The sequence below is a fragment of the Rhizobium sp. BK176 genome (genome assembly GCF_024808055.1).
Genome location: NZ_JANUBV010000025.1, coordinates 1 through 25,524, shown reverse-complemented (window position 1 = coordinate 25,524; position 25,524 = coordinate 1). Strand labels below are relative to the sequence as shown.

Annotated in this window: 33 protein-coding genes and 1 pseudogene; 15 read left to right on the top strand and 19 right to left on the bottom strand. The window is 60.1% G+C overall.

The features are described 5' to 3' along the window. Nucleotides 1-37 precede the first annotated feature (37 nt). From FHT76_RS35810 to FHT76_RS35785, 6 genes are all read right to left on the bottom strand, one after another. Nucleotides 38-655, bottom strand: a complete 618-nt coding sequence (locus FHT76_RS35810; RefSeq protein ID WP_259131124.1) for a glutathione S-transferase family protein — start codon at nucleotides 653-655, stop codon at nucleotides 38-40. Between the two features lie 92 nt (nucleotides 656-747). Next, nucleotides 748-1,140 (bottom strand): DUF302 domain-containing protein, encoded by a 393-nt coding sequence (locus FHT76_RS35805; protein WP_183758909.1) that lies wholly within the window; start codon nucleotides 1,138-1,140, stop codon nucleotides 748-750. Between the two features lie 12 nt (nucleotides 1,141-1,152). After that, complete coding sequence (locus tag FHT76_RS35800) at nucleotides 1,153-1,575, bottom strand: DUF983 domain-containing protein (protein WP_183758907.1); 423 nt, start codon at nucleotides 1,573-1,575, stop codon at nucleotides 1,153-1,155. A 30-nt stretch (nucleotides 1,576-1,605) separates the two neighbouring features. Further along, nucleotides 1,606-2,070 (bottom strand): nuclear transport factor 2 family protein, encoded by a 465-nt coding sequence (locus tag FHT76_RS35795; protein ID WP_183758905.1) that lies wholly within the window; start codon nucleotides 2,068-2,070, stop codon nucleotides 1,606-1,608. Between the two features lie 9 nt (nucleotides 2,071-2,079). Next, entirely contained in the window at nucleotides 2,080-2,709 is a 630-nt protein-coding gene (locus FHT76_RS35790) for a pyridoxamine 5'-phosphate oxidase family protein (protein ID WP_183758903.1), read from the bottom strand. A gap of 38 nt (nucleotides 2,710-2,747) precedes the next feature. Then, nucleotides 2,748-3,716 carry an MBL fold metallo-hydrolase gene (locus FHT76_RS35785; protein ID WP_183864788.1) on the bottom strand — a complete coding sequence of 323 codons (969 nt, stop codon included), beginning with the start codon at nucleotides 3,714-3,716 and terminating at the stop codon, nucleotides 2,748-2,750. Between the two features lie 465 nt (nucleotides 3,717-4,181). Here FHT76_RS35785 and FHT76_RS35780 point away from each other — a divergent pair, with 465 nt between their 5' ends. The 6 genes and pseudogenes from FHT76_RS35780 to FHT76_RS35755 all read left to right on the top strand — a co-directional run. Then, complete coding sequence (locus FHT76_RS35780) at nucleotides 4,182-5,003, top strand: response regulator (protein WP_183864787.1); 822 nt, start codon at nucleotides 4,182-4,184, stop codon at nucleotides 5,001-5,003. Between the two features lie 28 nt (nucleotides 5,004-5,031). Beyond that, nucleotides 5,032-5,613: a chlorite dismutase family protein gene (locus FHT76_RS35775; protein ID WP_183758897.1), complete on the top strand. Its 582-nt coding sequence runs from the start codon at nucleotides 5,032-5,034 to the stop codon at nucleotides 5,611-5,613. A 276-nt stretch (nucleotides 5,614-5,889) separates the two neighbouring features. Next, nucleotides 5,890-6,660 (top strand): alpha/beta fold hydrolase, encoded by a 771-nt coding sequence (locus FHT76_RS35770; protein WP_183758894.1) that lies wholly within the window; start codon nucleotides 5,890-5,892, stop codon nucleotides 6,658-6,660. A 41-nt stretch (nucleotides 6,661-6,701) separates the two neighbouring features. Further along, nucleotides 6,702-7,649 (top strand): helix-turn-helix domain-containing protein, encoded by a 948-nt coding sequence (locus FHT76_RS35765; RefSeq protein ID WP_183758892.1) that lies wholly within the window; start codon nucleotides 6,702-6,704, stop codon nucleotides 7,647-7,649. 32 nt (nucleotides 7,650-7,681) lie between these two features. Further along, nucleotides 7,682-8,230 carry a carboxymuconolactone decarboxylase family protein gene (locus tag FHT76_RS35760; protein ID WP_183758890.1) on the top strand — a complete coding sequence of 183 codons (549 nt, stop codon included), beginning with the start codon at nucleotides 7,682-7,684 and terminating at the stop codon, nucleotides 8,228-8,230. Between the two features lie 262 nt (nucleotides 8,231-8,492). After that, nucleotides 8,493-9,108 (top strand): annotated as a pseudogene (locus FHT76_RS35755) (efflux RND transporter permease subunit); the annotation flags it as partial. Nucleotides 9,109-9,163: 55 nt separating this feature from the next. On the opposite strand, the gene FHT76_RS35750 reads toward FHT76_RS35755, so the two are convergent. The 9 genes from FHT76_RS35750 to FHT76_RS35710 form a co-directional block, all read right to left on the bottom strand. Next, nucleotides 9,164-9,421 carry a hypothetical protein gene (locus FHT76_RS35750; protein ID WP_183758888.1) on the bottom strand — a complete coding sequence of 86 codons (258 nt, stop codon included), beginning with the start codon at nucleotides 9,419-9,421 and terminating at the stop codon, nucleotides 9,164-9,166. 19 nt (nucleotides 9,422-9,440) lie between these two features. Next, nucleotides 9,441-9,761, bottom strand: a complete 321-nt coding sequence (locus tag FHT76_RS35745) for a hypothetical protein (RefSeq protein ID WP_259186397.1) — start codon at nucleotides 9,759-9,761, stop codon at nucleotides 9,441-9,443. 52 nt (nucleotides 9,762-9,813) lie between these two features. Continuing rightward, nucleotides 9,814-10,116 (bottom strand): hypothetical protein, encoded by a 303-nt coding sequence (locus FHT76_RS35740; RefSeq protein WP_259186396.1) that lies wholly within the window; start codon nucleotides 10,114-10,116, stop codon nucleotides 9,814-9,816. Between the two features lie 174 nt (nucleotides 10,117-10,290). Beyond that, the gene (locus FHT76_RS35735; protein WP_259186393.1) at nucleotides 10,291-10,779 is read right to left on the bottom strand and encodes a DUF6130 family protein; all 489 of its coding nucleotides are present in this window, start codon (nucleotides 10,777-10,779) and stop codon (nucleotides 10,291-10,293) included. Between the two features lie 17 nt (nucleotides 10,780-10,796). Continuing rightward, nucleotides 10,797-11,180, bottom strand: coding sequence for a response regulator transcription factor (locus FHT76_RS35730; RefSeq protein ID WP_113163030.1), 384 nt, complete (start codon nucleotides 11,178-11,180; stop codon nucleotides 10,797-10,799). Nucleotides 11,181-11,183: 3 nt separating this feature from the next. Next, on the bottom strand, nucleotides 11,184-11,837 hold the full coding sequence (locus tag FHT76_RS35725) for a response regulator transcription factor (RefSeq protein WP_183758884.1): 654 nt from the start codon (nucleotides 11,835-11,837) through the stop codon (nucleotides 11,184-11,186). After that, the gene (locus tag FHT76_RS35720) at nucleotides 11,834-14,140 is read right to left on the bottom strand and encodes a PAS domain-containing protein (protein ID WP_259131099.1); all 2,307 of its coding nucleotides are present in this window, start codon (nucleotides 14,138-14,140) and stop codon (nucleotides 11,834-11,836) included. Before FHT76_RS35720 ends, FHT76_RS35725 begins: the two co-directional genes overlap by 4 nt. Nucleotides 14,141-14,209: 69 nt before the next feature. Next, entirely contained in the window at nucleotides 14,210-14,953 is a 744-nt protein-coding gene (locus FHT76_RS35715; protein WP_259186389.1) for a CbtA family protein, read from the bottom strand. Nucleotides 14,954-14,962: 9 nt separating this feature from the next. Beyond that, entirely contained in the window at nucleotides 14,963-15,169 is a 207-nt protein-coding gene (locus tag FHT76_RS35710; RefSeq protein ID WP_183758879.1) for a CbtB domain-containing protein, read from the bottom strand. 168 nt (nucleotides 15,170-15,337) lie between these two features. On the opposite strand from FHT76_RS35710, the gene FHT76_RS35705 reads away from it, so the two are divergent. The 8 genes from FHT76_RS35705 (at nucleotide 15,338) to FHT76_RS35670 (ending at nucleotide 20,385) form a co-directional block, all read left to right on the top strand. Further along, nucleotides 15,338-15,694, top strand: coding sequence for a nitrile hydratase subunit beta (locus FHT76_RS35705; RefSeq protein WP_259131094.1), 357 nt, complete (start codon nucleotides 15,338-15,340; stop codon nucleotides 15,692-15,694). After that, nucleotides 15,681-16,349 carry a nitrile hydratase subunit alpha gene (gene nthA, locus FHT76_RS35700; RefSeq protein WP_183864782.1) on the top strand — a complete coding sequence of 223 codons (669 nt, stop codon included), beginning with the start codon at nucleotides 15,681-15,683 and terminating at the stop codon, nucleotides 16,347-16,349. Before FHT76_RS35705 ends, nthA begins: the two co-directional genes overlap by 14 nt. Further along, nucleotides 16,346-16,678 carry an SH3-like domain-containing protein gene (locus tag FHT76_RS35695; RefSeq protein WP_112643342.1) on the top strand — a complete coding sequence of 111 codons (333 nt, stop codon included), beginning with the start codon at nucleotides 16,346-16,348 and terminating at the stop codon, nucleotides 16,676-16,678. Before nthA ends, FHT76_RS35695 begins: the two co-directional genes overlap by 4 nt. Continuing rightward, nucleotides 16,660-17,361 (top strand): aquaporin, encoded by a 702-nt coding sequence (locus tag FHT76_RS35690; RefSeq protein WP_183758873.1) that lies wholly within the window; start codon nucleotides 16,660-16,662, stop codon nucleotides 17,359-17,361. Before FHT76_RS35695 ends, FHT76_RS35690 begins: the two co-directional genes overlap by 19 nt. Nucleotides 17,362-17,394: 33 nt before the next feature. After that, nucleotides 17,395-17,910 carry a cytochrome P460 family protein gene (locus tag FHT76_RS35685; protein ID WP_259186383.1) on the top strand — a complete coding sequence of 172 codons (516 nt, stop codon included), beginning with the start codon at nucleotides 17,395-17,397 and terminating at the stop codon, nucleotides 17,908-17,910. Between the two features lie 29 nt (nucleotides 17,911-17,939). Next, a complete protein-coding gene (locus FHT76_RS35680) occupies nucleotides 17,940-18,314 on the top strand; it encodes a nuclear transport factor 2 family protein (protein WP_259186381.1) in 375 nt (124 codons plus the stop codon). Nucleotides 18,315-18,330: 16 nt separating this feature from the next. Continuing rightward, nucleotides 18,331-18,564, top strand: coding sequence for a DUF6894 family protein (locus FHT76_RS35675; protein ID WP_183864779.1), 234 nt, complete (start codon nucleotides 18,331-18,333; stop codon nucleotides 18,562-18,564). 285 nt (nucleotides 18,565-18,849) lie between these two features. After that, the gene (locus FHT76_RS35670) at nucleotides 18,850-20,385 is read left to right on the top strand and encodes an aldehyde dehydrogenase (NADP(+)) (RefSeq protein WP_259186379.1); all 1,536 of its coding nucleotides are present in this window, start codon (nucleotides 18,850-18,852) and stop codon (nucleotides 20,383-20,385) included. Nucleotides 20,386-20,685: 300 nt separating this feature from the next. On the opposite strand, the gene FHT76_RS35665 is transcribed toward FHT76_RS35670, so the two are convergent. From FHT76_RS35665 to FHT76_RS35650, 4 genes are all read right to left on the bottom strand, one after another. After that, nucleotides 20,686-21,378, bottom strand: coding sequence for a DUF599 domain-containing protein (locus FHT76_RS35665; protein WP_183758863.1), 693 nt, complete (start codon nucleotides 21,376-21,378; stop codon nucleotides 20,686-20,688). Nucleotides 21,379-21,462: 84 nt separating this feature from the next. After that, entirely contained in the window at nucleotides 21,463-21,810 is a 348-nt protein-coding gene (locus tag FHT76_RS35660) for a DUF2934 domain-containing protein (protein ID WP_405049527.1), read from the bottom strand. 943 nt (nucleotides 21,811-22,753) lie between these two features. After that, nucleotides 22,754-23,053 carry a hypothetical protein gene (locus FHT76_RS35655; RefSeq protein WP_259186371.1) on the bottom strand — a complete coding sequence of 100 codons (300 nt, stop codon included), beginning with the start codon at nucleotides 23,051-23,053 and terminating at the stop codon, nucleotides 22,754-22,756. A gap of 281 nt (nucleotides 23,054-23,334) precedes the next feature. Beyond that, nucleotides 23,335-24,378 (bottom strand): isopenicillin N synthase family oxygenase, encoded by a 1,044-nt coding sequence (locus tag FHT76_RS35650; RefSeq protein ID WP_259186368.1) that lies wholly within the window; start codon nucleotides 24,376-24,378, stop codon nucleotides 23,335-23,337. A 398-nt stretch (nucleotides 24,379-24,776) separates the two neighbouring features. Here FHT76_RS35650 and FHT76_RS35645 point away from each other — a divergent pair, with 398 nt between their 5' ends. Continuing rightward, nucleotides 24,777-25,217, top strand: a complete 441-nt coding sequence (locus tag FHT76_RS35645; protein ID WP_259186366.1) for a hypothetical protein — start codon at nucleotides 24,777-24,779, stop codon at nucleotides 25,215-25,217. The last annotated feature ends 307 nt before the right edge of the window (nucleotides 25,218-25,524 follow it).

Below are 25,524 nucleotides of genomic sequence, written 5' to 3'. Positions count from 1 at the left end.
CATGCGCTGAACCTCCGAATTGCGGGTGTCTATTTCCTCAAGCGGGCGCAGCTACGCCGACTGCGGTCTTGGCGAAAGGCACGAAGCCAGGGAGAGACTCGACCCGGCACAGCCATGACTGGACATTGGGATAGATGGTCAGATCGATCCCTCCCTCGGGCGCCCGCGCCACGTAGCCGTACACGGCCAGATCAGCGAGCGTCGGCGAGGACGCCGCGAGCCAATTCCTTGTCTCAAGCTCGTCGTCCAAAACCTTCAGGAGCGCATAGGATCTCGACAGCACTTCGTCCGGGACAGGTTTCGGACCGGATATCCGTATTCTTCGTGCCGTAGCGACGCCGTATGCCACCTCGCCTGCTGCGACCGAGAGCCAGCGCTGAACGGCCGCCGCACCCATCGGATCCTCGGGCAGCCAGTCGTGCCGTCCGAGCTTCTTGGCCAGATAGATCAGGATTGCATTCGAGTCCGCGATAACGGCGTCGCCATCCTTGAGAACTGGCACTTGACCGAACCTGTTCATCTTCAGGAATTCGTTCGTCTTCTGCTCACCCCGGCGGATGTCCACCTCGACGAGTTCGAACGGCTCGTTCACGAGCGTAAGGAAGAGCCTGACCCGATGCGAGTGGCCGGATAGCGGATGGTAGTAGAGCTGCATTCCGGTCTCCAATATCGTTAGGCGCCGTTGTCGCCTCTTGATCTGGAGTATTCCGCTTTGGTGGGCCGCGGTCTTTCCTATTCGTCAGATGATTAGCGACAGCTCGAAATGCAGCCCGCCTCGGCTATCGTCCGTTGGGCGCTGTCGAAACGAGCCGCGTCCTGGCCTTTCACGCCGAGGGCTTCGAACATCTCCGCAAGGGGATGATAGGCAATCGCGGCCCTGTCTCCGGGAAGCTCCCTGATGAGCAGGCGCAGTGGTAGGTCGAGAGCCGTCAAGGGCGCGTCCGTCATCAAAGGGGTCCCGACTTTCGGGTTGCCGTAGATGAGAACGCGTGTCTCCGGCATCGACAGCCCGTTTTCGCGAGCGGCTTGCGCGTGATCGATTTCAGCGAAAATGGTCAACCCTGCTTTGCCGATGGCGATCTTTATCGCCTCCAACGCTTCATCGAAGTTATGCGTCGAACGATGTTCAATCGGCTTCATGAACGACCTCCTCTAGTCGGCATCGATCTCGTCGCCCTTGGATAGTCTGCCTTCCTGGGCCTTGTAGAAATACTGGGAGGCTACCAGCCAGCCTTTGAGCGGCCGAAGTGGTGGAATACAGGTCGCGAGCAGGAACGGTCCGGTGACGAAGATCTGCGTCCAGATCGACGCATTGTGCGCGACCTCGAGCCATACCGAGAGCAGCACCGTCGGAATGCAGGCAAAACAGATGACAAAGAAGGCCGGACCATCGGCGGGATCGGCGAAGGAGTAGTCGAGCCCACAGACCTCGCAGTTTGGACGAAGCGTCAGAAAGCCCTTGAACAGATGGCCTTTGCCGCATCGTGGACAAAGGCCACGAATGCCCGTCTGTATGGGCGGGAGCGGGGGATAGTTGTCGTTCGTGTTCGTATCGACCTGAGTGCGCTTGGACATCTGCCCTCCTAAATCAGGTTTCCTGCGGCGCTAGAAACCGTAATGGCTCAATCCCCAATGCCCGTCCGGGCGGCGGCCGAGCGGCCACTTGAAGGCGCGGTCCGTTTCCTTAATCGGATGCTCGTTGATGCTCGCATGACGGTACTTCATTAAACCGTCGGCGTCGAATTCCCAATTCTCGTTGCCATAGGCTCTGAACCAGGTGCCACTGTCATCGTGGTGTTCGTAGGCAAAGCGGACCGCGACGCGATTTCCTGAGAAGGCCCAGAGTTCCTTGATCAGTCGATAATCAAGCTCCTTCGCCCACTTCCGAGCAAGGAATGCTTCTATCGCCGGACGACCGACCACGAACTCTGCGCGGTTCCGCCAGCGACTGTCGACCGTGTAGGCGAGCGCGACTTTCGCAGGATCCCGAGTGTTCCAGGCGTCCTCGGCAAGCCGGACCTTCTCGGTCGCGGACTGAAGGGTGAAGGGTGGCAGTGGTGGGCGGGTCATTTGTCGTCCCTATCCATGATTGGTGGCAGCCGCTTTCAATGCTGCGACTTGCGCTTCCAGTTCCCTGATGCGCGTATCCCTTGTCTCGATTGCCTTAAGCACCTCGTCTGCCTCAAACCGCAGCGGGATATGCTGCGGGCAATTCGCATCCCAGGCCGTCACCTTGAAGAGAATCACCTGTTCCGGCCTCGCTGCGTATCCTTCGGGCATCAACTTCTTGACCGTTTCCTCGTCGCCTTCGACGACCTTGGCAGTACCCCAGATCTTCACCCGGGATCGACTGCCGTAGTCGATGAGAAAAAGATGTGCCTTGTCGTTCTCGACCAGGTTTCCCTGCGAGATGAACTGCCGATTTCCAACGAAGTCGACGAAGCCGATCGTCGTTTCGTCAATCACCCGAAGAAACCCCGGAGGGCCGCCACGATGCTGGATGTATGGCTGACCCTCGGAATTTACCGTGGCGAGAAACACGCTGATCTGCTTCTCGATGTAGTCTTTTAGGTCGGGTGTGATCGTGGTCGCCCACCCACCACGCTCTTCCATCCGCAAATACGAACGTCGAGACCCCTTGCGTTCCTGGATCGCCTTCACGCTTGTCGTGAAGGCTACGTCGCTCGAGACCTGATGCGCGATGTCCATAGTCACCCTCCTCCGGCAGCCCTCGGGCCAGAATGCCTTCAGACGCCTTCGTAGACAACACGCGTGAAGAGCGCCGGAGGTATCACCCACTGGCCGAACTTGGCGTCCCATTGCTTGGTCGGGTTGGCAGCGATGGTTTCCTCGACGGAGCGGCCAGCCTTTTTCATTTTGGCCACCTCCTCTCTGGCACCGACGAGCATGTCGAGCCAGACCTTGATGTCTTCGCGGTTCGCGATGTCGCCGTGACCAGGGATAACGACGGTCTCCTTGTCGACCATCTTTATGTTCGCTTCTGCCGCGGCGATCTGGCCGTCGATACTGCCGCCCGTCGAAGAGTCGATGAACGGGTATAGCCCGGTCCAAAGCGTGTCACCGACATGGATCACGTTGTCCTCCTCGAAGAACACCGAAATGTCGCTGTCGGTGTGAGCAGGGCCGTAGTACCTGAGTTTGATCGTCTTGTTGTCGAGCTTCAGCGTTTCCTCGTTGCCCTTCATCAGGCGGGTCGGCAGCGCGCCCTTCGGGGACGGTGGGAAGTCGAAGTTCCAGTCATCGACGCGGGTGGCGGCTTCGAGATGCTTCAGGGTGTTCGGATGCGCCATAATGGCGGCACCTTCGGAGTTCAGCCATTCATTGCCGTCGGTATGGTCGAAGTGCCAGTGAGTGTCGATGAGATGAGTGATCGGCTCCGGACCGATATCCGCCAGAGCCTTTTCCAGACGCGGACGCGTGGCGGTTATTCCGGCGTCGACCAGCAGCTTGCCGTCCTTGCCAGTGACGGCGGCGACGTTGCCGCCCGAACCGACGAGTACGTTCACGCCGCCGCGAAGTTTTGTGGTCGCGATGTCGGCTTTGGCGGCGGCCTCGCGGATGATCAGGACCTGGCTCTTGGCGGCCGCGAAGGCCGCGCGGGGCGTCAGCCACGCGCCCGTGGCGGCAACCGTCGCGCCGCCAAGGCAGCAAAGGCAGAAACCGCGTCTTGATAAGGCATAGTCGTGTTTGGTCATTACCCGCTCCATTGGTTGACAGCGTGCCTGAAGAAGTGCCACCACGCTGGGAGGAAGCGTGGTGGCGGCCTCGATCCAAATTCGGCCGAGCTTCGATCGAGGAAAGCCGATCTGCACAATGCGGAGCTATTTTAGCTCGGTGCCAGATCCGCTTGAACCATTATGCTCAAGTCGATTGAGCAATACTCTTCCCCGGCAACGATCACGAGGTAGTTGTCGTGAAGCCGGGTGAGATCCCGTGAGATGTCCAGATCCGCTCGGAAAACCTAGACTAAGGTCGAGTCCGCATCGACCTTGGCCGTGTTCTAGCGACAAGAGTCGGATTGTTCACCATTGCCTGCGGGGCTAGGTTGCTCTCGCGATCACACATTGATGTCGATGCCTCCGCGGGCCGGGGAAGAGAACGAAGCCAACTTCGCGATCCCACACATGCGGCGACATCCGCAGCCGACTGGGGAGTCAGCCATGCAAGTTCCGTTCGCAAATTCGACAGACCGTCCGAAGTCTCGGGACGCACAGCCACCGCACCATGGGCCGCGCGAAACAGGCGACGACGCCATAAGCTTCGGCCGCTTCTGCGCCGTCCCCCACTCGAGACAGCTCCTCATGGACGGCCGACCCCGAGAGATCGGTGGACGCGCGTTCGATCTACTCATGGTCCTCCTGCGGCACAACGGTGGCATCGTGAGCAAGGAAGAGATCTTCGACGAGGTCTGGCCGTCGATGGTCGTCGAGGAGTGCAACCTCCGTTTCCAGATCGGCTCGCTTCGTAGGGCGCTGGGCGACCACGGGGATATGATCAAGACTATCGTTCGCCGCGGATACATGCTCGTTCGGGACGATACAGCGCCGCAAGGTGGCCTGGCCCCTTCCCTTGGCATCGCACCGCAGCCGACAATCGACATCGTAGAGAAGGTTGACAAGGACAAGCCGTACATAGTCCTGATCGACGACGACGATGGCGTCCGACGCGCGATAACCGGGCTCCTCCGGTCGGTCGGTCACTGCGTGGGATCATTTCCCTCGGTGAAGGCCTATGAGGAAAGCGACAGTGTACATCGCGCGGATTGTCTGATACTCGACGTCGGCCTCCCCGGACAGAGCGGCTTGGACTTCCAGGCCGAACTCATGAAGTCGGGTCTCCGTCAGCGGATCGTCTTCATCAGCGGCAACGCGGACATTCCGATGTCGGTTCGCGCCATGAAGGCCGGCGCTGTCGAGTTCCTGACGAAACCAGTGCGGCATCAGGATCTGCTGTCTGCGGTGGATATGGCCATCAACGCCTGATCGCCGACCAGATTCCCTGGAGCTTCTCATGACCGATTTCGGCGCACCGAACCCGAGAGCAACGACGTTTGTTGGCGGCAACCAGGGCGGATGGATCGTCGTTTCGCAGCGCGCCCTCTTGGGACCACCATTAGCTGCGGTATCCCGAGTGGCCATGCTTTCAGGGAACGGCCCGGCGGAAGCATCCGACGCCGCCTGGATCCTTCGCGGGGTCGCCACCAACGACCGATACACTACACGTGACGAAAAGCGTTCGCTCGTGGAAAGGCAGGAGCCGATCGGCCGCCCGGAAGCGACAAGAGCCGCTCTCATCCTACTGCAAAAGTCCGCCGACTGGTGGGCAATGACACAGGACGAACGCCGCGCCGTTCTCGAGGAGCAGTCGCATCATATTGCGATAGGACTGCGCTTTCTGCCCGCGATCGCCCGGCGGCTGCTCCACTGCCGGGATCTGGAAATGGATGCACCCTTCGATTTTCTAGGCTTCCTCGACTTCGCTCCTGCCGACGAGCCCGCATTCGAAGACGTGCTGAGCGAACTTAGGGCGACGAAGGAATGGAGCTTTATGGAGCGCGAGATAGACATCCGCCTGGCCAAGGACACCGAGTGAGGTCCAACTCAGGCTCGCCTTCTCGTAGGCGCAGACCGCGCGTGACCGCGTTGGCCAAGCTGTTCATGCTATTGGACAAAGCCCCGATATCGAGGGCACCGCAGGGGATGACCTGCGGTGCGCTTTTTGCGCCGGACAGCCTCCTGCCCGCCCAACATCGTCTCACACCCCTTCCCGACATCTCACACTATCTCCGCGCCGCAAGATGTAGCGTCACCTCAATGAAACCAGTGCCATAGGGACATTCGGATCCCGGCGCTCATAGAGGTGACATCCATGAAGAAGTTCCTTTCAAGCACCGCAATGTTGGCAGCACTCCTGCTGAGCGGATCAGCGCTCGCCGCCTCCAAACCGACCGTCGTTCTCGTGCACGGCGCCTTCGCAGAGTCCGCGAGCTGGGACGGCGTGGCGACAAAACTCCTGAAGGACGGCTATCCAGTCGTCGCTATCGCCAACCCTCTGCGGGGTCTGAAATACGACTCCGATTACGTCAGCCAGGTGCTGAAGTCGATCAAAGGCCCAATCGTGCTCGTCGGTCACTCCTATGGTGGGTCGGTCATCAGCGACGTCTCGATCAAGGATACTGGGGTCAAGTCACTCGTCTTCGTGTCCGGCCTTGCTCCGGAGAACGGTGAGAGCGTCAGCGAGCTGGGCAAGAAGTTCTCCGGTAGCACGCTGGGCGGCACGCTTGCACCGCCTGTCCTTCAGCCGGATGGCAAGCACGACCTCTACATCGAGCAGAGCAAGTTCTGGAAACAGTTCGCGGCTGACGTGCCGAAGGACAAGGCAGCGCTGATGGGAGCCGAGCAGCGCCCGATCGCGGCAGAAGCCTTCGAAGAGCCATCGACCGAACCCGCGTGGAAGTCTCTGCCCTCGCACTTCATCTTCGGCTCCGAGGACAAAAACCTTCCTCCCGCACTGCATGCCTACATGGCCAAGCGCGCTAACGCGAAGGAAGCGGTGGAGGTCAAGGGGTCGTCCCACGTCGTGATGATCTCGCACCCCGACAAGGTCGCAGCGATGATCGAGCGCGCCGCCGAGGATTAGGCCTGGCGTCCCCGCAACACCGTTAACAACAGGAGCATGACATGCACCCCGATATCGCCATCAAGGTGAGCCTGGGCATGACAGGCGACGTCTTCGAAACCTTCGATGACTGCCTGCATGTGGAGCACTATCAAGTTGCTGACCCCAACATCTTCCTTGCGAAGCTCACCCGCGAGAATGGAAGCCGCGCGATCACCACTTCGCTCAGCGCTGGAGCTGGCACCTTCATCCTTGCAGACCGCGATTCCGAGCTTCGCCTCGAGCAGAAAGGATGCGTCCTCTATCAGGGCGTCTTGGTGGAAGACAGCATCGCATTCATTGAAGGCTCTGATCCGATTTCCGTGGAGCTGCAGTCGGATGCCTGCCTGTACGTCCTGACGTTCCTGCGCGAACGGCACTCCTGGCCTTGCCAGGTCATCGGCGGCCGCTTTAACATTCGTGACGAGCGTCTCTCAGAACTGATCGATGACGTGTCGGAAAGCTCGGCGGCGCGAAGAAGCGACCTTGCGCGCGAATTCTCGGCACGGGCATTCGAGCGCTATCAGTCCCTGCCCCGCGTGCATCCCCTGTCCACCTGGCGGCTGAACCGAGTGCGGCGCCATGCAGAAGCGAGGCTCGACCAGCGCCTGACCCTTGAAGAGCTGGCGGACGTCGCGGGCTTCTCGCGCGCCCACTTCGCCGCTACCTTCAAGGCGGCCACCTCGATGAGCGCACATGAATTCCTTCTGCGTCTTCGCATTCAGGAAGCCGCGAAGCTGCTGCTGGGAACTGATCTCCCACTTGTGGACATCGCCCTTCAATGCGGGTTCCAGAACCAGCCTCATTTTACGACGGTCTTCAAGAAGATGACCTCCGTCACCCCACGCAGATGGCGCAACGCTCGCCGCAGCCGTCCCACGTCGTCCGTCCGGGGGCTTCGTCGACGCAATGCCACGACCATCGATCTCCCGGTCATCGACCCCGATCGTCCATCCCACGAGCTGCACTAGCGGCACCCAGCCCTTTCTTGAGGAGTCCTGAGATGACACGCGTAACTCTGCATCCTTCCATCGAAGCGGCGCCCGAGGCTGCTCGCCCGAGACTCGAGGCGATCAAGAAGCAAATGGGCGGCGTCCCGAACGTCTTCCGCATGATGTCCAACAGTCCAGCGGTACTAGAGGCCTATGCGGGGCTCAACGGCGCGCTCGGCAAGGGCAAGCTGGACAAGAAGATCCGCGAGAGAATCGCGCTTGCTATCGCCCAGAAGAACGGGTGCGGCTATTGCCTCGCCGCTCACACCTACACCGGAACCCACGTGACCAAGCTCAGTATCGACGAGATCGCGGCAGCTCGGCGCGGCGGATCCTCGGATGCGCGAGCCGATGCTGCCGTGAAGTTCGCGGTCAAGGTCGCCGAGGAGCGTGGATCCGTGAGCGAAGACGAGCTGCATGCAATGAGAGCCGCTGGGTTCGATGACGAGGAGCTTCTCGAAATCGTTGCCCACGTCGCCGCAAACACCTTCACCAACTACATGAACGAGGTCTTCAAGACCGAGGTCGATTTCCCAAAGGTCGAGCACCACGCGGCCTGACAGAACCAGTCGGCAGGTGTCCGCCTCCCTGCCGACCGAGTGCCGTCGACGTCAATGGGGACCCGGTCGTCTCTCCTTCGGCACCTCCACGCGTCGGCTGCACCCATCCTATTGCGAACACTCTGACACTCGTTGCGGGAGCTGCCGCCGGGCCGCGCCGCCGATGAAGGACTGACAGGCGTCTTCACCACCTCTCGGAATCGAGCCCCGAATACTATTTGGAGATCGACCGCGACAAGGCGCGCTAGCTCGACGTCCCGACCTCCGGGCTCAGGCAGATCGCCAATTCCGGATGGACAGGGACGACATCCTCGCACTCAAGGTGAGGTCGGCAAAGGGTGCCCTCGTCCGGCTCGGAACCGTCATGGACATCCAGGATACGAGCGGGCCGACGCTCGTCCAGCGCTATAACATTTATGTCTCGGTACCGCTGCAGGGGAACCCGACGCCGGGCACCTCCACCGGAGCAGCGATCAAGAAGATGGAGGAGATCGTGGCCAAGGTGCTTCCTCCGGGCTGCACCTGAATGGACCGAACTTGCCTACCAGGAGACACACACGGGCAGCTCCGGGACCTTCATCTTCGCTTTGTCGGTGATCTTCGTATTCCTTGCGCTGTCCGCCCAATACGAGAGCTGGGTCCTTCCCCTCGCGATCATTCTGATCGTCCCTCTCGCCGTCCTGGCGGCCCTGATTGGTGTATTCCTTCGTGACATGGACAACAACGTCCTGACCCAGATCGGCCTCATCGGCCTTGCGGCAAAAAACGCAATCCTGTTCGTCGAGTTCGCCCGCCAGGCCGAAGAAGACTGGAAGTCCATCGTCGACGCGGCGGTCGAGGCCAGCCATCTCCGGCTGCTCCGGAGGCGTCCGTTGGTGCGCCCATCGCCAAAACTTGAAATCGTGAAACAAAGTGAGGGCTGACGCGCAGCCTTCACTTCTCCAGCGGATTGCCGAACAGGTCGGCCGGGACAGCCGCCGTGTCCGCATCCGAACTCTGTCGCTCTGATATGCGTCCGCCGAAGGTACGGACGCTTCCAGGCCTGCCCGTCCACAGGACGATCGGAATTTTTTCACCCGCTTTAATGTCGCGATGTGCCACGAAGTAGCCGCGGTGATCCGGTGCGTTCTCGTGTCCAGCCTTCTCGTTGTCGAAGATGCAGATCTCGCCGGGCTTTGGTTCGTAGGCCAATTTGTTTCCTTAGGCTGCCTCAATGAAGGATACGAGACTGGTGCTCTGAAGACACCTCAGGTTCGTCGGATTCGTCCGAGACGCCCTCGAAGCGTTCGGAAAGGCTTACGACGTAACTGATGCCCTGCTCTAGCAGAATCTCCGCGGCCCGAAGCATATCCGTAGAAGCTTCGATGCCGCACCCTCGAATCGAGCATGCGAGATAGGTCGCATTTCGGGCGGATTTCAGGTCACCTCGCTCGCCGGCATCCTCGGCGACGCTTTCCAGGGCGTTCACCACGAGCATCAGCATGTCTGCTCTCTCACTGGGCGACATCTCGATCAATGTTCTTCCTGTCATGATAGCCATCCATTCGTGCGCGAGCAGGCGCGCGCGGACGCTGCTGACGATCTTATTGGTTCTTTGGGAACAGTCTTGGACGTGTTCGTCCGTCGTCGTGACAGTTGGCGATCGAGGAAGAGACCTGCAAGGCCGCGATCCATGCCAAGATGACAACGGAGACCTGCGTGACTTGATCGTCTCGGGGAAATGCTAGCCGTCTGCGAAGCCGCGCGGCGGCCTGGCGCCTCAGCGCAGCCTCGATGTCCAGGGCGAGATTGGCTCGCCACATGTGGAGTTCATCTGGGGTCGGCTCGGGCGACAGAAGCGCGCCGTCCGGCAACTGAAGGACCTCGACGGCGATGGGGTTGCGCACAACTGAACGTCCTGCTGCGACATGGCGATCTCTCGACGGTTCGACGTGCGGAAAGAGGCCCCCGCCGGGGAAAGAGCGGGGGTCTCTCATGAGGTGATCGCGGCCTAAGCGAGGGGACGGCCTTGCAGTAGGGGAGCTGAACCGCTGCGATCGCCTTGGGAGCTATGAAGTTATTCAGTCTGCGTTAGGGACGACGAACTCGATCGTCTCCGAGGTAATGACCCAATGCGTTGGATCCGCAAGCTCGATGAGGATCCTATGTCGGCCGGGCTTCAGCCCGACCACGATGAGCGTCTGGCCGTTCGCGTCGACGAAGTGCCATGGCAGGTCGTCGACCGTGATGTGCAGGGGCTTCCTTGGCGAGACGTCGAGGGCACCCACTCCAAATACCGGAACGATGGGAATGTTTTCTGTCCGGTACTGGATGAACACGCGCCCGTGTGACAGCGGCTCTGGCAGGGGGGCGTCGACGACAAGCCGCGGTTCCGCTTCATTCTCGCGAGCAACCGCGACGGGCCCTTGACCTCTCGGGCACTCAAAAGCGTCAGACTGGCGTCGGCCATGGTGGTCTCCGAAATCTCCGGACCTGTGATCGCGACTTGTCAGTCCTGCGGCCCTTAAGTGGCTAGGAGATTGCGCCTGTGATTGCCCAGAGTCGAGCAAGATGCGGTGAGGCGCCGTTAGGAGGCGTTTGCCAGCGCCGTCCGAATCGCCTGCAGCAGTTCGCTCGGGCTGACAGGCTTCAGGAAGACCTTCATGGCACCCGAGCTTCGTGCGCGGTCGCCCGCCGCAACGTCGGTATGCGCGGTTATGAGGATGGAGGGAATGACCACGGACATCCCGGCAAGCCGATCCAGGAGATCGAGGCCCGAAATGCCTCCAAGCTGTATATCCGTCACCAGACAAGTCGCCGTCTGCAATTCGTCGGAGTCGAGAAATTCCTCGGCAGAAGCAAACGACGCCGCGTTTATGCCCGATGCCCGCAGCAGTCCTCTCAAGGCATCTCGCACGGGTTCGTCGTCCTCGACACACACCACCAGCGAAGGCTTTGTCATTGCGATCATGGCTCAATCCTTGGCGTGGCCGAAAGGCTCGTTCAATTCCAGCAAGTCGTAGTGGCGCACCAGCTCCGGCAGCGTCAGCACATGCATCTTCTGCATCACGTTACCCCGATGGAGCTTCACTGTAGCCTCGGTAATGCCCAGGGCGGCCGAAATCTGCTTGTTCTTTTGACCTTCGACAACGCGGGCCAGCACTTCCTGTTCCCGCTTCGTCAGGGATTGGAAGTCGGCTCGTGCATTGCTAGCGGCCTGCTGCTTCAATGTGGTGCGGTTGTCCAGCTTCACCGCCTTGTTCACGGCGTCGAGAAGGTCCTGCTCGCGGACGGGCTTCGTCAGGAACTCAGCCGCTCCTGCCTTCATCGCCCGCACCGCGATCGGAACGTCGGCATGGCCGCTCATGAAGATAACGGGCCTTTGGAAGCCGCCTGCCCTGACCTCCTCGAAGAACTCGATACCGCTCTGGCCGGGAAGCCGGACGTCGAGGATCATGCATCCCACGCTCGTCAGCTTTCCCTTGGCCATGAAGTCGGCGGCCGAGGAGAAGGCCGTCACGTTGAACTTCATAGAGCGCAGCAGGCCGACCAGCGACTCCCGTACACCAATGTCGTCCTCGATCACCACGATATGGCAGGCGCCGTCGTCGCGTGGCTTCTGGTTCATCTGCTTTCCCCTGCGAACGGTATCGAGAATTCGAACACGGCGCCGCCGCCTGCTCTAGGCCGGGCAGACAGCGTGCCGCTGTGGGCACTGATGATCGACTTGGAAATGGCCAGGCCCATCCCAGTGCCCTGTTGCTTGGTGGAGAAGAATGCTTCGAAGATCCGTTCCGACGCAATGGGGTCGATCCCCTCTCCCGTGTCCTCGACCCTCACCACGACAGATCGCGAACCGTCCTCTTCGGCGGTGAGGTCGATCCTTCGCGCGCCGTCGTTGGCTCCGATGGCCTCGGCAGCATTCAGCATGAGGTTGAGAAGCACCTGCTGGAGCTGAACCTTGTCGCCGCGTATCGCCGGAATACCAGTAGAAACGGAGACGAAAACATCGATCTGGCGGATCCTGAATTCGGTGCGGAGCATCGTCAGCACATGGGAGATCACTTCCCCGATATCGACCACGCCCATGGATGGCCGTGAGTTCCGGGCCATGCTCCTGACGTTCAGCAGCACGTCGCCCGCTCTCTTTCCTTCCTCGACAAGCCGCTTGGCCGCAAGCTTGGCTTCCGCAACGTCGGGAACATCGCGGTCGAGCCAACTCAGACAAGTCGCGGCGTTCGTGACGATTGCCATCAGTGGCTGGTTCATTTCGTGAGCGATCGAGACGGTCACCGCCCCCATCGCCGTTAGCCTGTTCATCCGGACAATGTCTGCCTGCGCCTTCTGGAGCGCCTCCTCGCTCCTTACCCGTTCCGTGATGTCGATGATGGCACCGAACACTTCCGGTTCCTCCTCCGGGTTCGTCTCTACGCGTGTAACGCAGTGGACGTACCGGATCGATCCATCGGGCAACTGGAGCCGATGCTCGATCTCCCATGGCTGGCGGTCGCGCAGGCCCTTGTCAAAGACAGCGGCGACCATTTCGCGGTCACTCGGATGCACTCGCTCTCTGATCACCTTCGAACTCAGCGCCATCGACGTATCGAAACCGTAGATGTTGTAGGTCTCCTCAGACCAGACGACCTCTCCCTTAGACGGCTTGATCCGGTAGCTGCCGACGTGGCTGAGCTTCTGGGCTTCTGCGAGCGATGCCTGCGCGCGCTGCGCGTCCTCCAAGGAACTTCGTATCCTCTCCTCAGCAAGGCGGGTCTCGGTCACGTCCACGATCGTGCCGATGTATGCGCGAGGAGACTGAACCTCGTCGAGGATGAGCCGCCCACGAGCATGTATGTATTTGACGGTACCATCCGGAAGCAGGAACCGATGTTCGACGTTCAGCTCCTCGCCCTGCAAGGCCCGTTGATGGGCTTCAGCGACCATCTGCCTATCGTCCGGATGGACGCGGGAACTTAGTGTTTCGAAGGTAATTTCGTTGGCATCGAGACCTACGATGCTGGCGCACTCGGGCGAACATGTGAACACGTCCGTCGCCATGTCCCAGGACCAGGTGCCCGTCTCGATGATACGCTGGGCGACTGCCATCACCAGCTGGCTCTGTGCCAGCTCGAACTCTATGCGCTTGAGCTCGTCAATATCGGTATTGACCCCGTACCATCTAATGACGTTGCCATCGTCATCCAGCAGAGGAACAGCACGCAGAACGAACCAGCGTGCCTCGCCGTCATGCCGGAGCATTCGAGCCTCGACGCCTCCTGGCTTGCCCGAGGTGCACAGATCCGTCCAGACCTTGATGACCTTGTCGACATCGTCAGGGTGAAATGCGGAGACGAAGCCGAAGCCGACTGCAGTCTCGCGGGTGAGCCCCGTGTATTCGAACCACTGCTTGTTGCCGTCCTCAAATCCTCCGTCCGCCGCCCCGATCCAGGCAAGGGCTGGTATCATGTCCCACCCTAGTCTGGGGTCGTCTGCCGCCCTGACCGCTGTAGGGGCGGTGTCAATCTGACCATGGAAATTGTTGGCGATTGCCGCGGCCGAGAATGCCGTCGCAAGCCACTCGAGATCTTCGACCCGTACAGGGGCCGCGCCGTCGGGCATTTCGAGATAGATCGCACCGTCATTCGGTTTCGGCAGAGCGACCGGAAGGCAGACGATCGAGTGCCTGTTCCTGCCCCGCCCCGTCGAGACAACCTCGCGCACCGTCGCTTCGTCGATGTCGAACGTTCCAAGCCTCCCGGATGACAACGCTACCGAAGAAGTGTCTGCCATTGCAGCCACCGTGAGCTCATTGCCCCGCCCTACGATGAGGAACCCGCGCCTTGCGCCGGACATCGCGACGGCAGCGCGCATGAATGGGCCGACGTCATGGGCGTCCGACCTGCGTGCCTCCACCGCTCCCGAGCCCTCGTCCATCAGCGACAAAGCTCCTTGTCTCTTCCGACGAGCCACTCCGCCAAATTGCTGTAACGTGGGGTACCTGGATCAGGCATTCGGAATCCCGGCGTTTGCAGAGATCCTCGGTACCCGAGGGTCGAGGATACGTTTTGCGAACTGTCCGAAGACTGCGCCAAGGCCTCCCCAGACGATAAGCTGGAGAATTGCCGACTGCGCCCGGAATGTAAATAGAAGGCTTTCCGGGAAGTCGCGCGGCACTTCCGAAGTATCCGGAAGGGCAGACACGAGGATCATCGCCATCGACGCGAAGGCCACCGCTGCGACTGGCACCGAGAACATCCCGCCGTGACTGCGCCGGATGCGGACGCCGATCCAGAAGGAAAGGGCCATCGAAACAAGGGATAGCAGGATTAGCAGGAAGTAGAGTTCTGTGCGACTGCCGATCGTCTCTGCGCTACCGATGCCAGGAGGATTGGCGGGATATTTCAACTGCGGGACGAGAACAAGCGAGACATATCCCAATGATGTCAGCGTCCACACAGTTGAGCGTGGCCCGAGGCCGAGCCGGCCGTGCAGGCATCCGAGGCCGATTGCCAGAATGCCGCCGAGCGCGACGCTGTAGCTTGCGATCCCCGTCAGGAGACCGAGATTGCGCTGAGTGGCCCGGCTGACGGTTTCCTCTTCCGCATGGCTATGATCGGCAGTGCTCCGTTCTTCGAGAACGATGGCCCGTTCGACGGTCGGTTCGGAAAACGCCCGCGCGAAGGCGAAGGACAGGAGCGCCACGATCAGGCCGGACAGCATTCCTGCGAGGAGAAGTCGCTGAAGCATCGCCGCACCTCAGTGACAGGGGAAGCCGAGGAGGTGACGGCCGTCGTGCACGAACTCGTGGACGGCGTTCCCCTGGACGAGTGATGTTGCGCCCTGCTCGGCCCCGACGAAATAAAGGGTCATGAGCGAGAGAAGCCCGACGAAGAGGACCCATGGAAGCAATTCGCCTGCGGTTAGCGGCACGGCAGGCGCCGGGTAAGTGACGATGTGCGTCATGGCAAGTCTCCTGAAGGATTTTGACGCTCACATCATGAGCAGGATCCCGAACGCGATCTTTCGTATTCGTTCGATGCCCGCCGCAAGTTCGAAAATCCGCCATCGCACGAATACGAAAGATCGATGCCTGTCTCCTTCGTACCCTCTTCGGTAATGCAGGAGGTAGCGATGAACCCCGTTCCCGGACAAAGGAAGATAGAAGGCGTTGTCCCCGCCCCCGCCGACTTGCCCCGGCTCCGCGTTGGACAGCGCGTCCGCGTCGGTAACCTGACTCCAGTCGGTCACTACCGCGTCCCCACGTACCTTCGTGGCAAGGAAGCCGTGATCGAGGCGATCATGTCTCCGAGGGCCGTCAACAACGAGGAGGAAGGGTTCGGACGGAACGCCGGATCGCTTGGCGTGTACTACAGGATCGCCGTTCCCATGACCGAAATCTGGAAGGACTACGCCGGATCGCCCGGCGACAATCTCCGCATCGAAGTCTTCGAAACCTGGCTGGAGGAACTCGACGATGACCGTCCATGAAGAACATGACCACGATCATGGCACCGAGCACGGGCACCCGCACGCGCCGATCGAAACAACCGAGAAGCCGGGCTACTACGATATCATGGAGCAAGCATTCCAAGAACTGATGATCGAGAAGGGCTACATCGGCGCCGACGAGATTAGACACCAGATCGAGGTTCTGGACTCCCGGAACCCTGCTTTGGGCGCCAAGGTCGTCGCTCGCGCGTGGACGGACCAGGACTTCAAATCACGCCTGCTCGAGAACGGCCGCACCGCTTGCGAGGAACTCGGCATCACCTTCTATGATCTGACGGAACTCATCGTTCTCGAGAACACACCGAAGGTCCACAATCTCATCGTCTGCACCCTCTGTTCCTGCTACCCGCGCCCAGTCCTCGGGCTGCCACCCGACTGGTACAAAGCGAAGCCCTACCGTGCCCGCGCGGTCTACGAGCCGAGAAAGGTACTGGCGGAGTTTGGGACGATCATCCCCGACGACGTGGAGGTCAGAGTGAGCGACTCTACGGCGATCCAACGCTACCTCGTGCTTCCGATGCGCCCTCCTGGAACTGAGGGATACAGCGAAGAGCAACTCGCCGCGCTCGTCACCCGGGATGCGATGATCGGCGTGATACCCGTCAATTCTCCGACCGAAGGAATAGCGGCATGACCGGAAGCGAACAACTTCTCAAGCGACTGCCGAACGACATCGGCGGGCTGGAAGCACCTAAGATCGAGCAGACCGATCACGAACTCCTCCCCTGGGAGAAACGGTGCCACGCGCTCGCCGACGTGCTCGATTTCCACAAGATCATCAACACCGAGGAGAAGCGCCGCGGCGTCGAAGCCCTAGGGTCGGAGATGGTCGGCAAGCTCACTTACTATGAGCGCTGGATCGCGGCCTTCGCCAACATCGCGTTTCAGAAGCGTCTGATAACGCCCGAGGAACTGGCCAGGCAGATGTCGGCCGTGGAGGATCGATGGAGGGCTCACTCCTGAAGCTCGTGCCCCCGCGCGCATCCCGCTGCTTCGTCGAGGACGACGCCAGCGCGCCGCTGGTCAGACGGTCGCTCGCCGAAGCCGTTGGCACGATGTTGCTGATGGTCGCCCTGCTGGGCGCCGGGATCGGCGGAAAAGCTGCGCCGATTTCGTCGGCCATGGCTATATCCGGCACGTTGATCGGACTGATCCTGGCTCTTGGCTCGGTGTCGGGCGGCCACTTCAACCCGGTCATAACCGTTCTTCAGTGGCGCGCGGGACAGCGCGGTCTCGAGTGCACGACCTGGTACGTGGCCGCACAGATCCTTGGAGGAACAGCAGGCGCCGTCTTGGTCGATCTCATGTTCGCGGTCCCACCAAGCCCACCGACTGGGGAGCTTCCGAATGCCGCCGCTGTCGTAAGCGAGGCACTGTCGACATTCGGGCTGATGATGGTCGTGTTCTGCAGCAGCCGTAGCACCAACAAGATGACCGGGCCTTTCGCAGTCGGCCTCTGGCTACTGGGCGCGATCATCGCCACACCGACCGGATCCATCGCCAACCCCGCCGTCGCCATCAGCCTGCTCTTGTCGCCGTCGAGCGCTTCGGTGACGGCAGTAGCCCTCTTCATTGCGGTGCAGTTTGCTGGCGGCGCATTGGCGTTGCGATGTGTCGACTTGCTCTATCCGTCCGCCGGACACTGATCGGCGCCCAGCAAGATCCCGAAGGAGAATGTGATGTCGAAAACGAAGCTAGCGGTCTCAGCACTTGTCATCCTCGGCACCTCTGCTGCCGCGACCAGCGGCCTGACAGGCGACGCCTCGCCGATCTACGGAGTGAAGATTCCCAAAGAATATAGGGAATGGCGGCTGATCACAGTCGCGCACGAAGCTGGCAAGAACAACGACATCCGAGCGGTCCTCGGCAACGACATCGCGATCAAGGCATTTCGAGAAGGAACGAGGCCGTTTCCGGATGGCGCCATCATCGCGAGGCTCGCCTACGTCTACCAGTCGTCTCCGGAGAACGACAAGGTCTTCCCGGCGCCGCAATCCTTCGTCGCCGGCGACCCGACCAATGTGCAGTTCTCGGTGAAGGATTCGAAGACATACGCCGACACGGGTGGCTGGGGCTACGGTCAGTTCGAGAATGGCCTCGCTAACCCAAGCGAGCCGCTGATCAAGAGCTGCTTTGCCTGCCACGTGAAGCTCGACGCATCGAAAGACTTCGTGTTCAGCCACTATTCGCCGTGAGGCCATCATGCCGAGCTAAGGAGGTTACCGTGAGAACGAAGTGCGTGATGACCCCTGCGGAGACGATGTCGGCGATCCGCGACATGTGGCAGTGCGGTCGCGTCGACGAGGCTGCCGCTCACTTCGCAGAGAACGGCGTGCTGCTGGTCGAGCCAGACAGGCAGGCAGTCGGTCGGGCCGCAATAGGTGACGGCTTCGTTGGACTCGCGCGGCGCCTTCGCTTCCTGGTGGTCGACGACCGCGTCGTGATCCAGCGGGGCAATATCGCCCTTCACCATGCGCGATGGACTGCCCGCTACATCATAGATGGCGCGCCCTCCACGGAAGAAGTCAGTGGAACGACCGCGGACGTGCTCACTCTTCAGGCCGATGGTCGGTGGGTCGCCGTCGTCAACAATCCATGAGGAGGCGACGTCCTCGATGAGTAGGTTTCATTTCCACATTCGCGTCGCAGAAGTGATCGACCCAGATTACGAGGGCATCGAGATCCAGGCGAAGGATTGCGTAGCGGAAGCGATTGCGGTTGCCCGCCGTATTGTCGCCGAAGCAATCACCCTGGACGAGTCCGTTGGCGACATGACGTTTGAGATTACGGACTGCAACGGCAAGCTGGTAGCGGAGCTGCCGTTCCGTTGCTGCGCGCGGCTGCAGTGAGGCGGGCCGATACCCCAACTTTGGCGTATTGTCCGGACTGAGAGTGAAACGTAGGCGGTCGGTCTCACATTGCGGAGACACCGATGATCGACAGTCGTACTGCGGCCCTCCAGGCCATTCTGTTCAATGCTCTGAGTAACTAGAGCAGGCTTCAAATCTCGTCCGCACTAGGAGCTAGCCGTGAGGGGCATCTGTTGCCGAAAGGAAAGGCTGCCTAGCTAGGCTGAAAACAGCCAACTGGATCCCTATATGGGCGATTCAACAATTTCTGAAAGGACATCGGTCATGACACTGAACGGAAGCCTGCTGGTAGCGGGGAAGGAAGAGCGCGGCTCGAACAGCCAGTTCCACGCAACTGAGGCAGCGACCGGGCAGGCACTTCCTGTGTCCTTCGGCGGCGCGTCACCCAATCAGGTTGACGCGGCCGCGATGCAAGCGTGGGAAGCCTTTGCATCGTACCGTGAGACCGATCTCGAAAGCAGAGCTGCTTTCCTTGAGAAGATTGCTGCCGAGATCGAGGCAATCGGCGACGAACTGATCGTCCGCGCCATGTCAGAAACCGGACTACCCCGCGGGAGGCTTGAGGGCGAGAGGAACCGCACTACTGGGCAGCTTCGATTGTTCGCACGGGAAGTCCGTGCCGGGCGCTTCCAGGAACTCCGCTTCGACGCTGCGGATCCTTCTCGAACGCCCGTTCCTAAGCCCGACCTGCGGCTTCGCAACATTCCGGTCGGACCTGTGGCAGTCTTCGGCGCGTCCAATTTCCCACTCGCTTTTTCCGTTGCTGGTGGGGACACTGCGTCGGCGCTCGCCGCTGGCTGCCCTGTCGTCGTCAAGGCGCACTCGGCCCATCCGGGCACATCGGAACTGGTGGGGCGCGCCGCCCAGCGGGCTGTCGCCGCCAGCGGTCTTCATCCCGGCACCTTCTCGCTGCTCTTCGACACAGGCTTCGAGGTCGGTCAGAGGCTCGTCGCCGATCACAGAATTCGCGCCGTGGGCTTTACCGGATCACGTCGCGGCGGCACGGCGTTGATGGACATCGCGTCGAAGCGGCGGCAGCCCATCCCGGTCTACGCCGAGATGAGTAGCATCAACCCTGTCATTCTGTTTCCGAACGCGCTCGCGAGGAACGTCGAGGGCGTCGCGAAAGCCTTCGTTTCCTCGTTGATCCTAGGCGCTGGACAGTTCTGCACCAACCCCGGTCTGCTCCTTGCTGTAGATGGAGAAGCTCTCGATGCCTTCATCGCGAAGACCACAGAACTTCTCCCGGCAGTCGCGCCGCAGGCGATGCTTACCCCATCGATCGCACGGACGTTCTGCGAAGGAGTAGCAAGGCTTCGGGCCCATCCGGAAGTGCGAGCCGTCGCGTCGGGAAAGCCCGGCAGCGAGTTCGAGGGTGCGGCAGCACTGTTTGAGACGACATCGACAGCTTTTCTTGCTCACGAAGAGCTTCAGGACGAGGTATTCGGCGCCGCAGGCCTTATAGTTCGCTGCCCGGACCTTGCGGAGCTCGAGGTCGTCATCGATGCACTCGAAGGACAGCTGACGGTCGCGCTTTTCATCGACAACGACGACGAGGCCGACGCTGGTCGTCTCGTTCCAAAGCTTGAGATGCTCGCAGGCCGCCTGCTGGTCAACGGTTTCGGGACTGGAGTGGAGGTGTCTCCGGCGATGGTCCACGGCGGCCCCTACCCGGCCACCGCAGATGGCAGATCCACTTCCGTGGGCACGCTTGCTATCTACCGCTTCCTAAGGCCTGTCTGCTATCAAGATTTCCCGACCGGGATCCTGCCTGGTGCGCTCAGGGATCAAAAAATCTGAGGTAATCGAGCGATGCCGATCCGAACCTTCGAACCTCCTGCACGTTGAGGCGCAGGAGGAAATCCCTATGGGTTCTGAAAAGGAAGGTTCGAAGTCCGACGGTCGGGAAGTGGCACCCATCGGAGCGGCCCTGACGCCCGGTCTGATTCCGTTCTGGTCGCCGAAGTTGAAGGGGTTTGCGACAAGTCGCCAGTCTGTCTGTGGGTCATGTCCCGCCCCGCCCCCGGCTCCAAAATCTTGAAGTGATTAACCGGATCATGGTCAGTAACCGCGCGCTATTTGCCAGGCGCTGTACGGAGCTCAGTCTAATAGCTTGCGAATGGCCATAATCCCCTTCGCGGTATCTGACCAAGATTGGCGCCATATTAGCAGGCAAACACCGAGCACAGTGGCCATCGCGAATGGAATTGGTCCAAGAAACCAGAACGCCGCCGCCACAGTGAAGTAATAGGAGCGAACGCCGACGCTGAACGATCGGAGTGCCGGGTTGAGGACCATCGTCAGCGCTTCCGTCCATGCCGCGATATCGCGCTCCTCCTGTCGCGATGGACTGGCGCCGATTGCGGCAAGACAGTAGTTGAGCTGCCGCACCGCCCAGATGAAATCGGACAGCCCACGCAGAAGCGTCGCGATGATCAGCAGGACTTTCGTCTGGAACAGCCATGCGGGATCCTTGGCCGCGAACATTGCGATGAGACCGTTTCCGTTGCCGTAGTTCGGCTCCATGAAGAGCGCGCCGCTGAGGCCGACGATGATGATCAGGTTCGCGGATCCGAAGAAGGACGCCGAGTTGATCGTGTGCCCCAGGATGGCGGCGTCGCCGATGAAGTTGTTGTCGCGGGTCAAGGTCTCCCGCATCCACGCAGATCGCACGCGGACCATGTCGACTGAAAGGCTGTCGTTGGGCCGCGGCCAGCCCAATGCCATCAACGGCTCGATTGCAATCCAGACCAATATGAAAAAGGCGATCGCAGCTATATTGAGCGCGTCCATGAGGATCCCCGGCCGAGTTTGTCGGCACCCTATCGCGGGTGTCGGTTTTCTCCAAGAGACGCCCCCTGGCCGAAGCACTCGCCGCTATGGTTGCTCGCGCATACCTGACGCCGCCTCGCGCTGATCGGCGTCGATGAGGTCGGCCGGAACGAGGAAGGTGTCGGTGTGCTCGCGAGCAGCTTCCCGAAGGGCTGCAAGGCTGGGCACGTCGTCGCCCTCGAGGATATCGAACTCATGGAGGATCTCGTGTTCGGCCTGAAGCCAATGGTCTTCGTGCCGATTTTCCGGGCTGCCCTCGGCTTCCCAGATTGAGTAGGCGCGAAGCCGGATCCGTTCGGTAACACAGATACCACTCCGACCATTCGGGCGGATCCTTGTTGGGATGGATTTGATGCGTCGACCGCTTCTCGCGGCGCGGTTGCTTTGGCTCACTGTCGTTAGCTCGCTCATAGGTCTTAAAATACCGAGAACTTAATATCACTTGCCACGGCAGTATTTCGAAAGTGAGCGATCGCTAGCAGTTCAGGCACAGGTGAAGCGTGCTGACAAGTACGGCGACAAGCATGGATACTCTTCATGGCATCCCTCGAAATCGAAACGGAGAAATTGGCGAGAGGGACGAACATGTTGCGCGGAGACCTTTCTGCGCAGTGCGCCCCCTGAACTCGTAGGTATACTGGCCATAGACACAAAGGATCATTCCACTGGAGGTCTGTGACCTCAGTATCGCTGGAATCGGACATCGGAAAGCCACATCGGAGCCGGAAATGATGCCCGCTTTGCCTGAAGCAGTCAGCCGCTGGAATGCCAACGTCTAGCGTGATTCATGGGCACCGTGCACGCTACCAGGATGCCCATCATCGCCTGAGATTTCAGCAAGAAACTTATTTTGAGAAGACATCGCCAGCGAACCCGATAGGCTCATACCTGTGTACGGGAGTATCTGAAATGAACTTGAAATACCGCGCTGTCGAATATCCTTCCGATTGGCAAAGCATTGCCATGGCGCTAACAATGCCACTGGCAATCGCCGCGGTTTCGTTCGGATGTCAGTTCTTCCTATAGAAGCGTTACTGGCGTCCACTCGTGCAGTGCACGTGAGTCCGGTCGGCCATAGTATCCGCTGGTGCCCATCCTCCTGCGTCAGCCCGATGACACCCGCCATATCCGGTTCCCGACGCGCAGGGATAAACGGCAGTTCCCTCCGTCTTCGCCAGTCGCCATTCGGCGATGCTGACGAGCGCGCCCCGCTTCATGTCATGTCGCATGGCAGCTGTGATAAACCGAACCTCGACGCGACTTGCTCGGCGTCAACGACAAAAGTCGCCGCCCATATCCCGAATGATCTTCACGTTGCCTTCCCGCCGTTGGGGTCTCAGATGCGGTCCTGAAACGGGATTTCCGCTGTATGCTTCCAGTTTATGACATCACTGCCACGGATCCGAATACGCTCATAGGGTCCGATCGTGCGCTGTCTCAATTTCGCAGCCGCTATTTCACAGATCGGTCCAATGCTCTGCTGCAACCGGCACTCGTCTGCCCTGCGGGGCGACGCAAATTCCAGCAATGCTTCGCGTTCGACGATGACGGTTCGCTGCTCGCCTTCATTCTCGAGAAGAACGACACCACCGTCTCCAGAGGATTTCAGAAATGCTGTGAGAAACCTGACAGACATGTTCGCGCTCCTTGAACAAGTCTTGACCCGTCATACTTCAGAAACGGGCCAAGCTCTCGGGGCTCGGGAACGGGTCGTAACCGAGCGGTTTAGAGAGTAGCTCACATCACGCAGAAGTCTTTGAGCGAGATCAAATACGGACCGAAAGGCGCTAAGAACGGTTGCGTGGCGCAGAGCGCGCCGAGTAAGCAATTGAAGTTGGCGACCGACCTCCGCGAGCCGTGCCCCCAATTTGCCGGCAGGTCCAGAGGCTTGCCAAATGGTTATCGCGATCAGGCTCGTCACTGCTCCAGGATCATTCGGACCAGTTCGGCATGATGCGCCGCTGCGACGTCTGGATGTGATCGAAGCCTGCTTTTAAGTTGATTGATCCCAACCTCGCGGAAGATCGGATTCAACGGATCGACTGAAACTCCGCGCTCGGACCGTTTCAGCTCATCAGGTAGCTCGATGACCGGTATCGTTGCATCCGGTCGGGATCCCAGGAAGAACGCCACCGAAAAGCGCTCGACACCAGGCGGCGGGGCGACCACCTCATGAACATCCGCGCGCACGAACCCGTTCGTCGCGAGTTCCAGGAGTTCGCCAGTGTTGATCACAAATGTATCGGCCACCGGCGGCACACTGACCCACTCCCCGTCCTCGGCACGAACACGCAAACCCGGCGTCGTGTCCTGCAGCAGCACCGTAACGAAGCCGCCGTCCTTGTGCGCGCCGACGCCCTGATCGGTCTCCGCGACATCCCGTCCCGGGTAGCGAATGATCTTGAGGAGCTGAGACGGCTGAGGTTCATAGATCTGCGCGAAGACGCCCTCGGGCTGGTCCAGTGCCGCGGCGATAGCCCTGAGAATGTCGATGCCGATGCGCGTTACTTCCGCTTGGTACGCCAGAAGAAGCGGCCGTAACTCGGGTAGCGTTTCCGGCCACTGGTTCGGCCCCTGGAGCCACTTCCATGGCGGCGAGTCCGGCCCAATGTCAGCTGCGACGGCTTCGGTGTTGATGTCGAGTTGTTCGCGCCAGTCCTGCGCACCACGCGTGCGTTCCTGCCCGGCTCTATTGTAGCCCCGGAAGTGCGGCGACTTCAGCATTTCGATCTTGAGCTTCTCCTCCATTGGGAGCGCGAAGAAACGTTTCGCAGTCGCTAACACATCCCCAATAAGCTCTGGATCAACGCCATGCCCTTTGAGGTAGAAGAAGCCATGGGCATGCAGAATGTGGCGGAGATCTGCGATGAAGGCCAGGCGCTCGCCGGGACCGGCGTGGAATTTCGAAAGGTCCAATGTTGGCAACATGGCCGAGGGCGCGACTGGAGAAGCGGTCGTCATTGCGGTTCCTGAAGATGGCTTCAGGGGATCATAGGCATAATGCGCACCGCGGGAACGGTGTAACCTCCGCCAGGCACAACGATTACGGGAAAACCATTTCGCAAGCGTAGCTTGAAGCGAAACAAATACGCGAGCAGGGGATCGGAGACCTAAATTAGATGCCGGCTTCGACAAGCTGCTCGGCTCGACGAGCAACGCCGCTCAAGCCGCCTCGGTCCCAGGTGTTCACAGGTGGCGCTATCACGACCGACCGAGCATTCACCGAAAAGCAAGCGCCTTTTAGCGACGGCCTCCCCTGAGCGCCAACCGGCGGCTTCGACTCGAGTGAGGATGTTTTGCCAGCAGCGCCCGACGAACCAAAATCATACATCAGCGTTTCCCCCCTAAAGGAGACACAGATGCGCCTGTACCGCCATGATCAGACTACTCAGAGCTTTCACCAGGACATGGTCGATGACCGGGTGGCGGAAGCTAATCAATTCATTGATCAGTTCCTGCTTTTCATAAGGGATAACGAGATCGGAAATGATCTCATCGATGAGATCGAGTTGCCCGTTGCGAAAAGCATGCTCATCTCGGCATTTAGAATTTCCATTGCCGCCGAGCGCAGACCTGATATTCGCGCACTGCTCATCAAGGCGGGTCTGACCCTTGCTCAATATCGTTCCGGCCTTGGAAATCGCATTACAATGAAAAGCGTAACCCCGCATGGTCGCTTACGGCAGCCGCAATCCCACGTCTTCGAACAGCGTTTGCGTCGGGCACTCGTGGCTATCGCCGCCGAACGAATTCAGCTTGGCGACCATTTTCAGCGCGCGTTTGTCGAATCCTTCCACTGACAGCGGTCGGCGCGTTAAACCGATCAGTCGCATCATCATAAGACAACCATGACAAGAAGAAATATGGGCTCTTCAGAACATCTATAAAATCTTCGCCGTTGCTCAAAGCGAAAGCAGGAGCCTGTGAAAGAACCCGAACCAATAGTGTTTCAGTGGTGGTGCTAAAGGTCTGATGAATGCGCTGCGCAAATGCTGAGCCGATATTTGCGGTGGAGACCGGTAACTTCTCCGGGGTTGAGCACGGATTGTTAGGCCTGAATGGTACATGACCATCGCTTTGCTCAAGGAGGCGACGGTGGCGGTGGAG

Bases quoted from the DNA above. Each gene is read 5' to 3' on its own strand.
- FHT76_RS35800 (WP_183758907.1), bottom strand. From the start codon at position 1,575: ATGTCCAAGCGCACTCAGGTCGATACGAACACGAACGACAACTATCCC.
- FHT76_RS35775 (WP_183758897.1), top strand. From the start codon at position 5,032: ATGACCGATTTCGGCGCACCGAACCCGAGAGCAACGACGTTTGTTGGC.
- FHT76_RS35655 (WP_259186371.1), bottom strand. From the start codon at position 23,053: ATGTCTGTCAGGTTTCTCACAGCATTTCTGAAATCCTCTGGAGACGGT.
- FHT76_RS35690 (WP_183758873.1), top strand. From the start codon at position 16,660: ATGGAGGGCTCACTCCTGAAGCTCGTGCCCCCGCGCGCATCCCGCTGC.
- FHT76_RS35725 (WP_183758884.1), bottom strand. From the start codon at position 11,837: ATGAACCAGAAGCCACGCGACGACGGCGCCTGCCATATCGTGGTGATC.
- FHT76_RS35670 (WP_259186379.1), top strand. From the start codon at position 18,850: ATGACACTGAACGGAAGCCTGCTGGTAGCGGGGAAGGAAGAGCGCGGC.
- FHT76_RS35760 (WP_183758890.1), top strand. From the start codon at position 7,682: ATGACACGCGTAACTCTGCATCCTTCCATCGAAGCGGCGCCCGAGGCT.
- FHT76_RS35770 (WP_183758894.1), top strand. From the start codon at position 5,890: ATGAAGAAGTTCCTTTCAAGCACCGCAATGTTGGCAGCACTCCTGCTG.
- FHT76_RS35805 (WP_183758909.1), bottom strand. From the start codon at position 1,140: ATGAAGCCGATTGAACATCGTTCGACGCATAACTTCGATGAAGCGTTG.
- FHT76_RS35650 (WP_259186368.1), bottom strand. From the start codon at position 24,378: ATGACGACCGCTTCTCCAGTCGCGCCCTCGGCCATGTTGCCAACATTG.
- FHT76_RS35695 (WP_112643342.1), top strand. From the start codon at position 16,346: ATGACCGGAAGCGAACAACTTCTCAAGCGACTGCCGAACGACATCGGC.
- FHT76_RS35810 (WP_259131124.1), bottom strand. From the start codon at position 655: ATGCAGCTCTACTACCATCCGCTATCCGGCCACTCGCATCGGGTCAGG.
- FHT76_RS35705 (WP_259131094.1), top strand. From the start codon at position 15,338: ATGAACCCCGTTCCCGGACAAAGGAAGATAGAAGGCGTTGTCCCCGCC.
- FHT76_RS35715 (WP_259186389.1), bottom strand. From the start codon at position 14,953: ATGCTTCAGCGACTTCTCCTCGCAGGAATGCTGTCCGGCCTGATCGTG.
- FHT76_RS35780 (WP_183864787.1), top strand. From the start codon at position 4,182: ATGCAAGTTCCGTTCGCAAATTCGACAGACCGTCCGAAGTCTCGGGAC.
- FHT76_RS35790 (WP_183758903.1), bottom strand. From the start codon at position 2,709: ATGGACATCGCGCATCAGGTCTCGAGCGACGTAGCCTTCACGACAAGC.
- FHT76_RS35795 (WP_183758905.1), bottom strand. From the start codon at position 2,070: ATGACCCGCCCACCACTGCCACCCTTCACCCTTCAGTCCGCGACCGAG.
- FHT76_RS35730 (WP_113163030.1), bottom strand. From the start codon at position 11,180: ATGATCGCAATGACAAAGCCTTCGCTGGTGGTGTGTGTCGAGGACGAC.
- FHT76_RS35685 (WP_259186383.1), top strand. From the start codon at position 17,395: ATGTCGAAAACGAAGCTAGCGGTCTCAGCACTTGTCATCCTCGGCACC.
- FHT76_RS35645 (WP_259186366.1), top strand. From the start codon at position 24,777: ATGCGCCTGTACCGCCATGATCAGACTACTCAGAGCTTTCACCAGGAC.
- FHT76_RS35745 (WP_259186397.1), bottom strand. From the start codon at position 9,761: ATGACAGGAAGAACATTGATCGAGATGTCGCCCAGTGAGAGAGCAGAC.
- FHT76_RS35720 (WP_259131099.1), bottom strand. From the start codon at position 14,140: ATGGACGAGGGCTCGGGAGCGGTGGAGGCACGCAGGTCGGACGCCCAT.
- FHT76_RS35675 (WP_183864779.1), top strand. From the start codon at position 18,331: ATGAGTAGGTTTCATTTCCACATTCGCGTCGCAGAAGTGATCGACCCA.
- FHT76_RS35710 (WP_183758879.1), bottom strand. From the start codon at position 15,169: ATGACGCACATCGTCACTTACCCGGCGCCTGCCGTGCCGCTAACCGCA.
- FHT76_RS35765 (WP_183758892.1), top strand. From the start codon at position 6,702: ATGCACCCCGATATCGCCATCAAGGTGAGCCTGGGCATGACAGGCGAC.
- FHT76_RS35785 (WP_183864788.1), bottom strand. From the start codon at position 3,716: ATGACCAAACACGACTATGCCTTATCAAGACGCGGTTTCTGCCTTTGC.
- FHT76_RS35665 (WP_183758863.1), bottom strand. From the start codon at position 21,378: ATGGACGCGCTCAATATAGCTGCGATCGCCTTTTTCATATTGGTCTGG.
- nthA (WP_183864782.1), top strand. From the start codon at position 15,681: ATGACCGTCCATGAAGAACATGACCACGATCATGGCACCGAGCACGGG.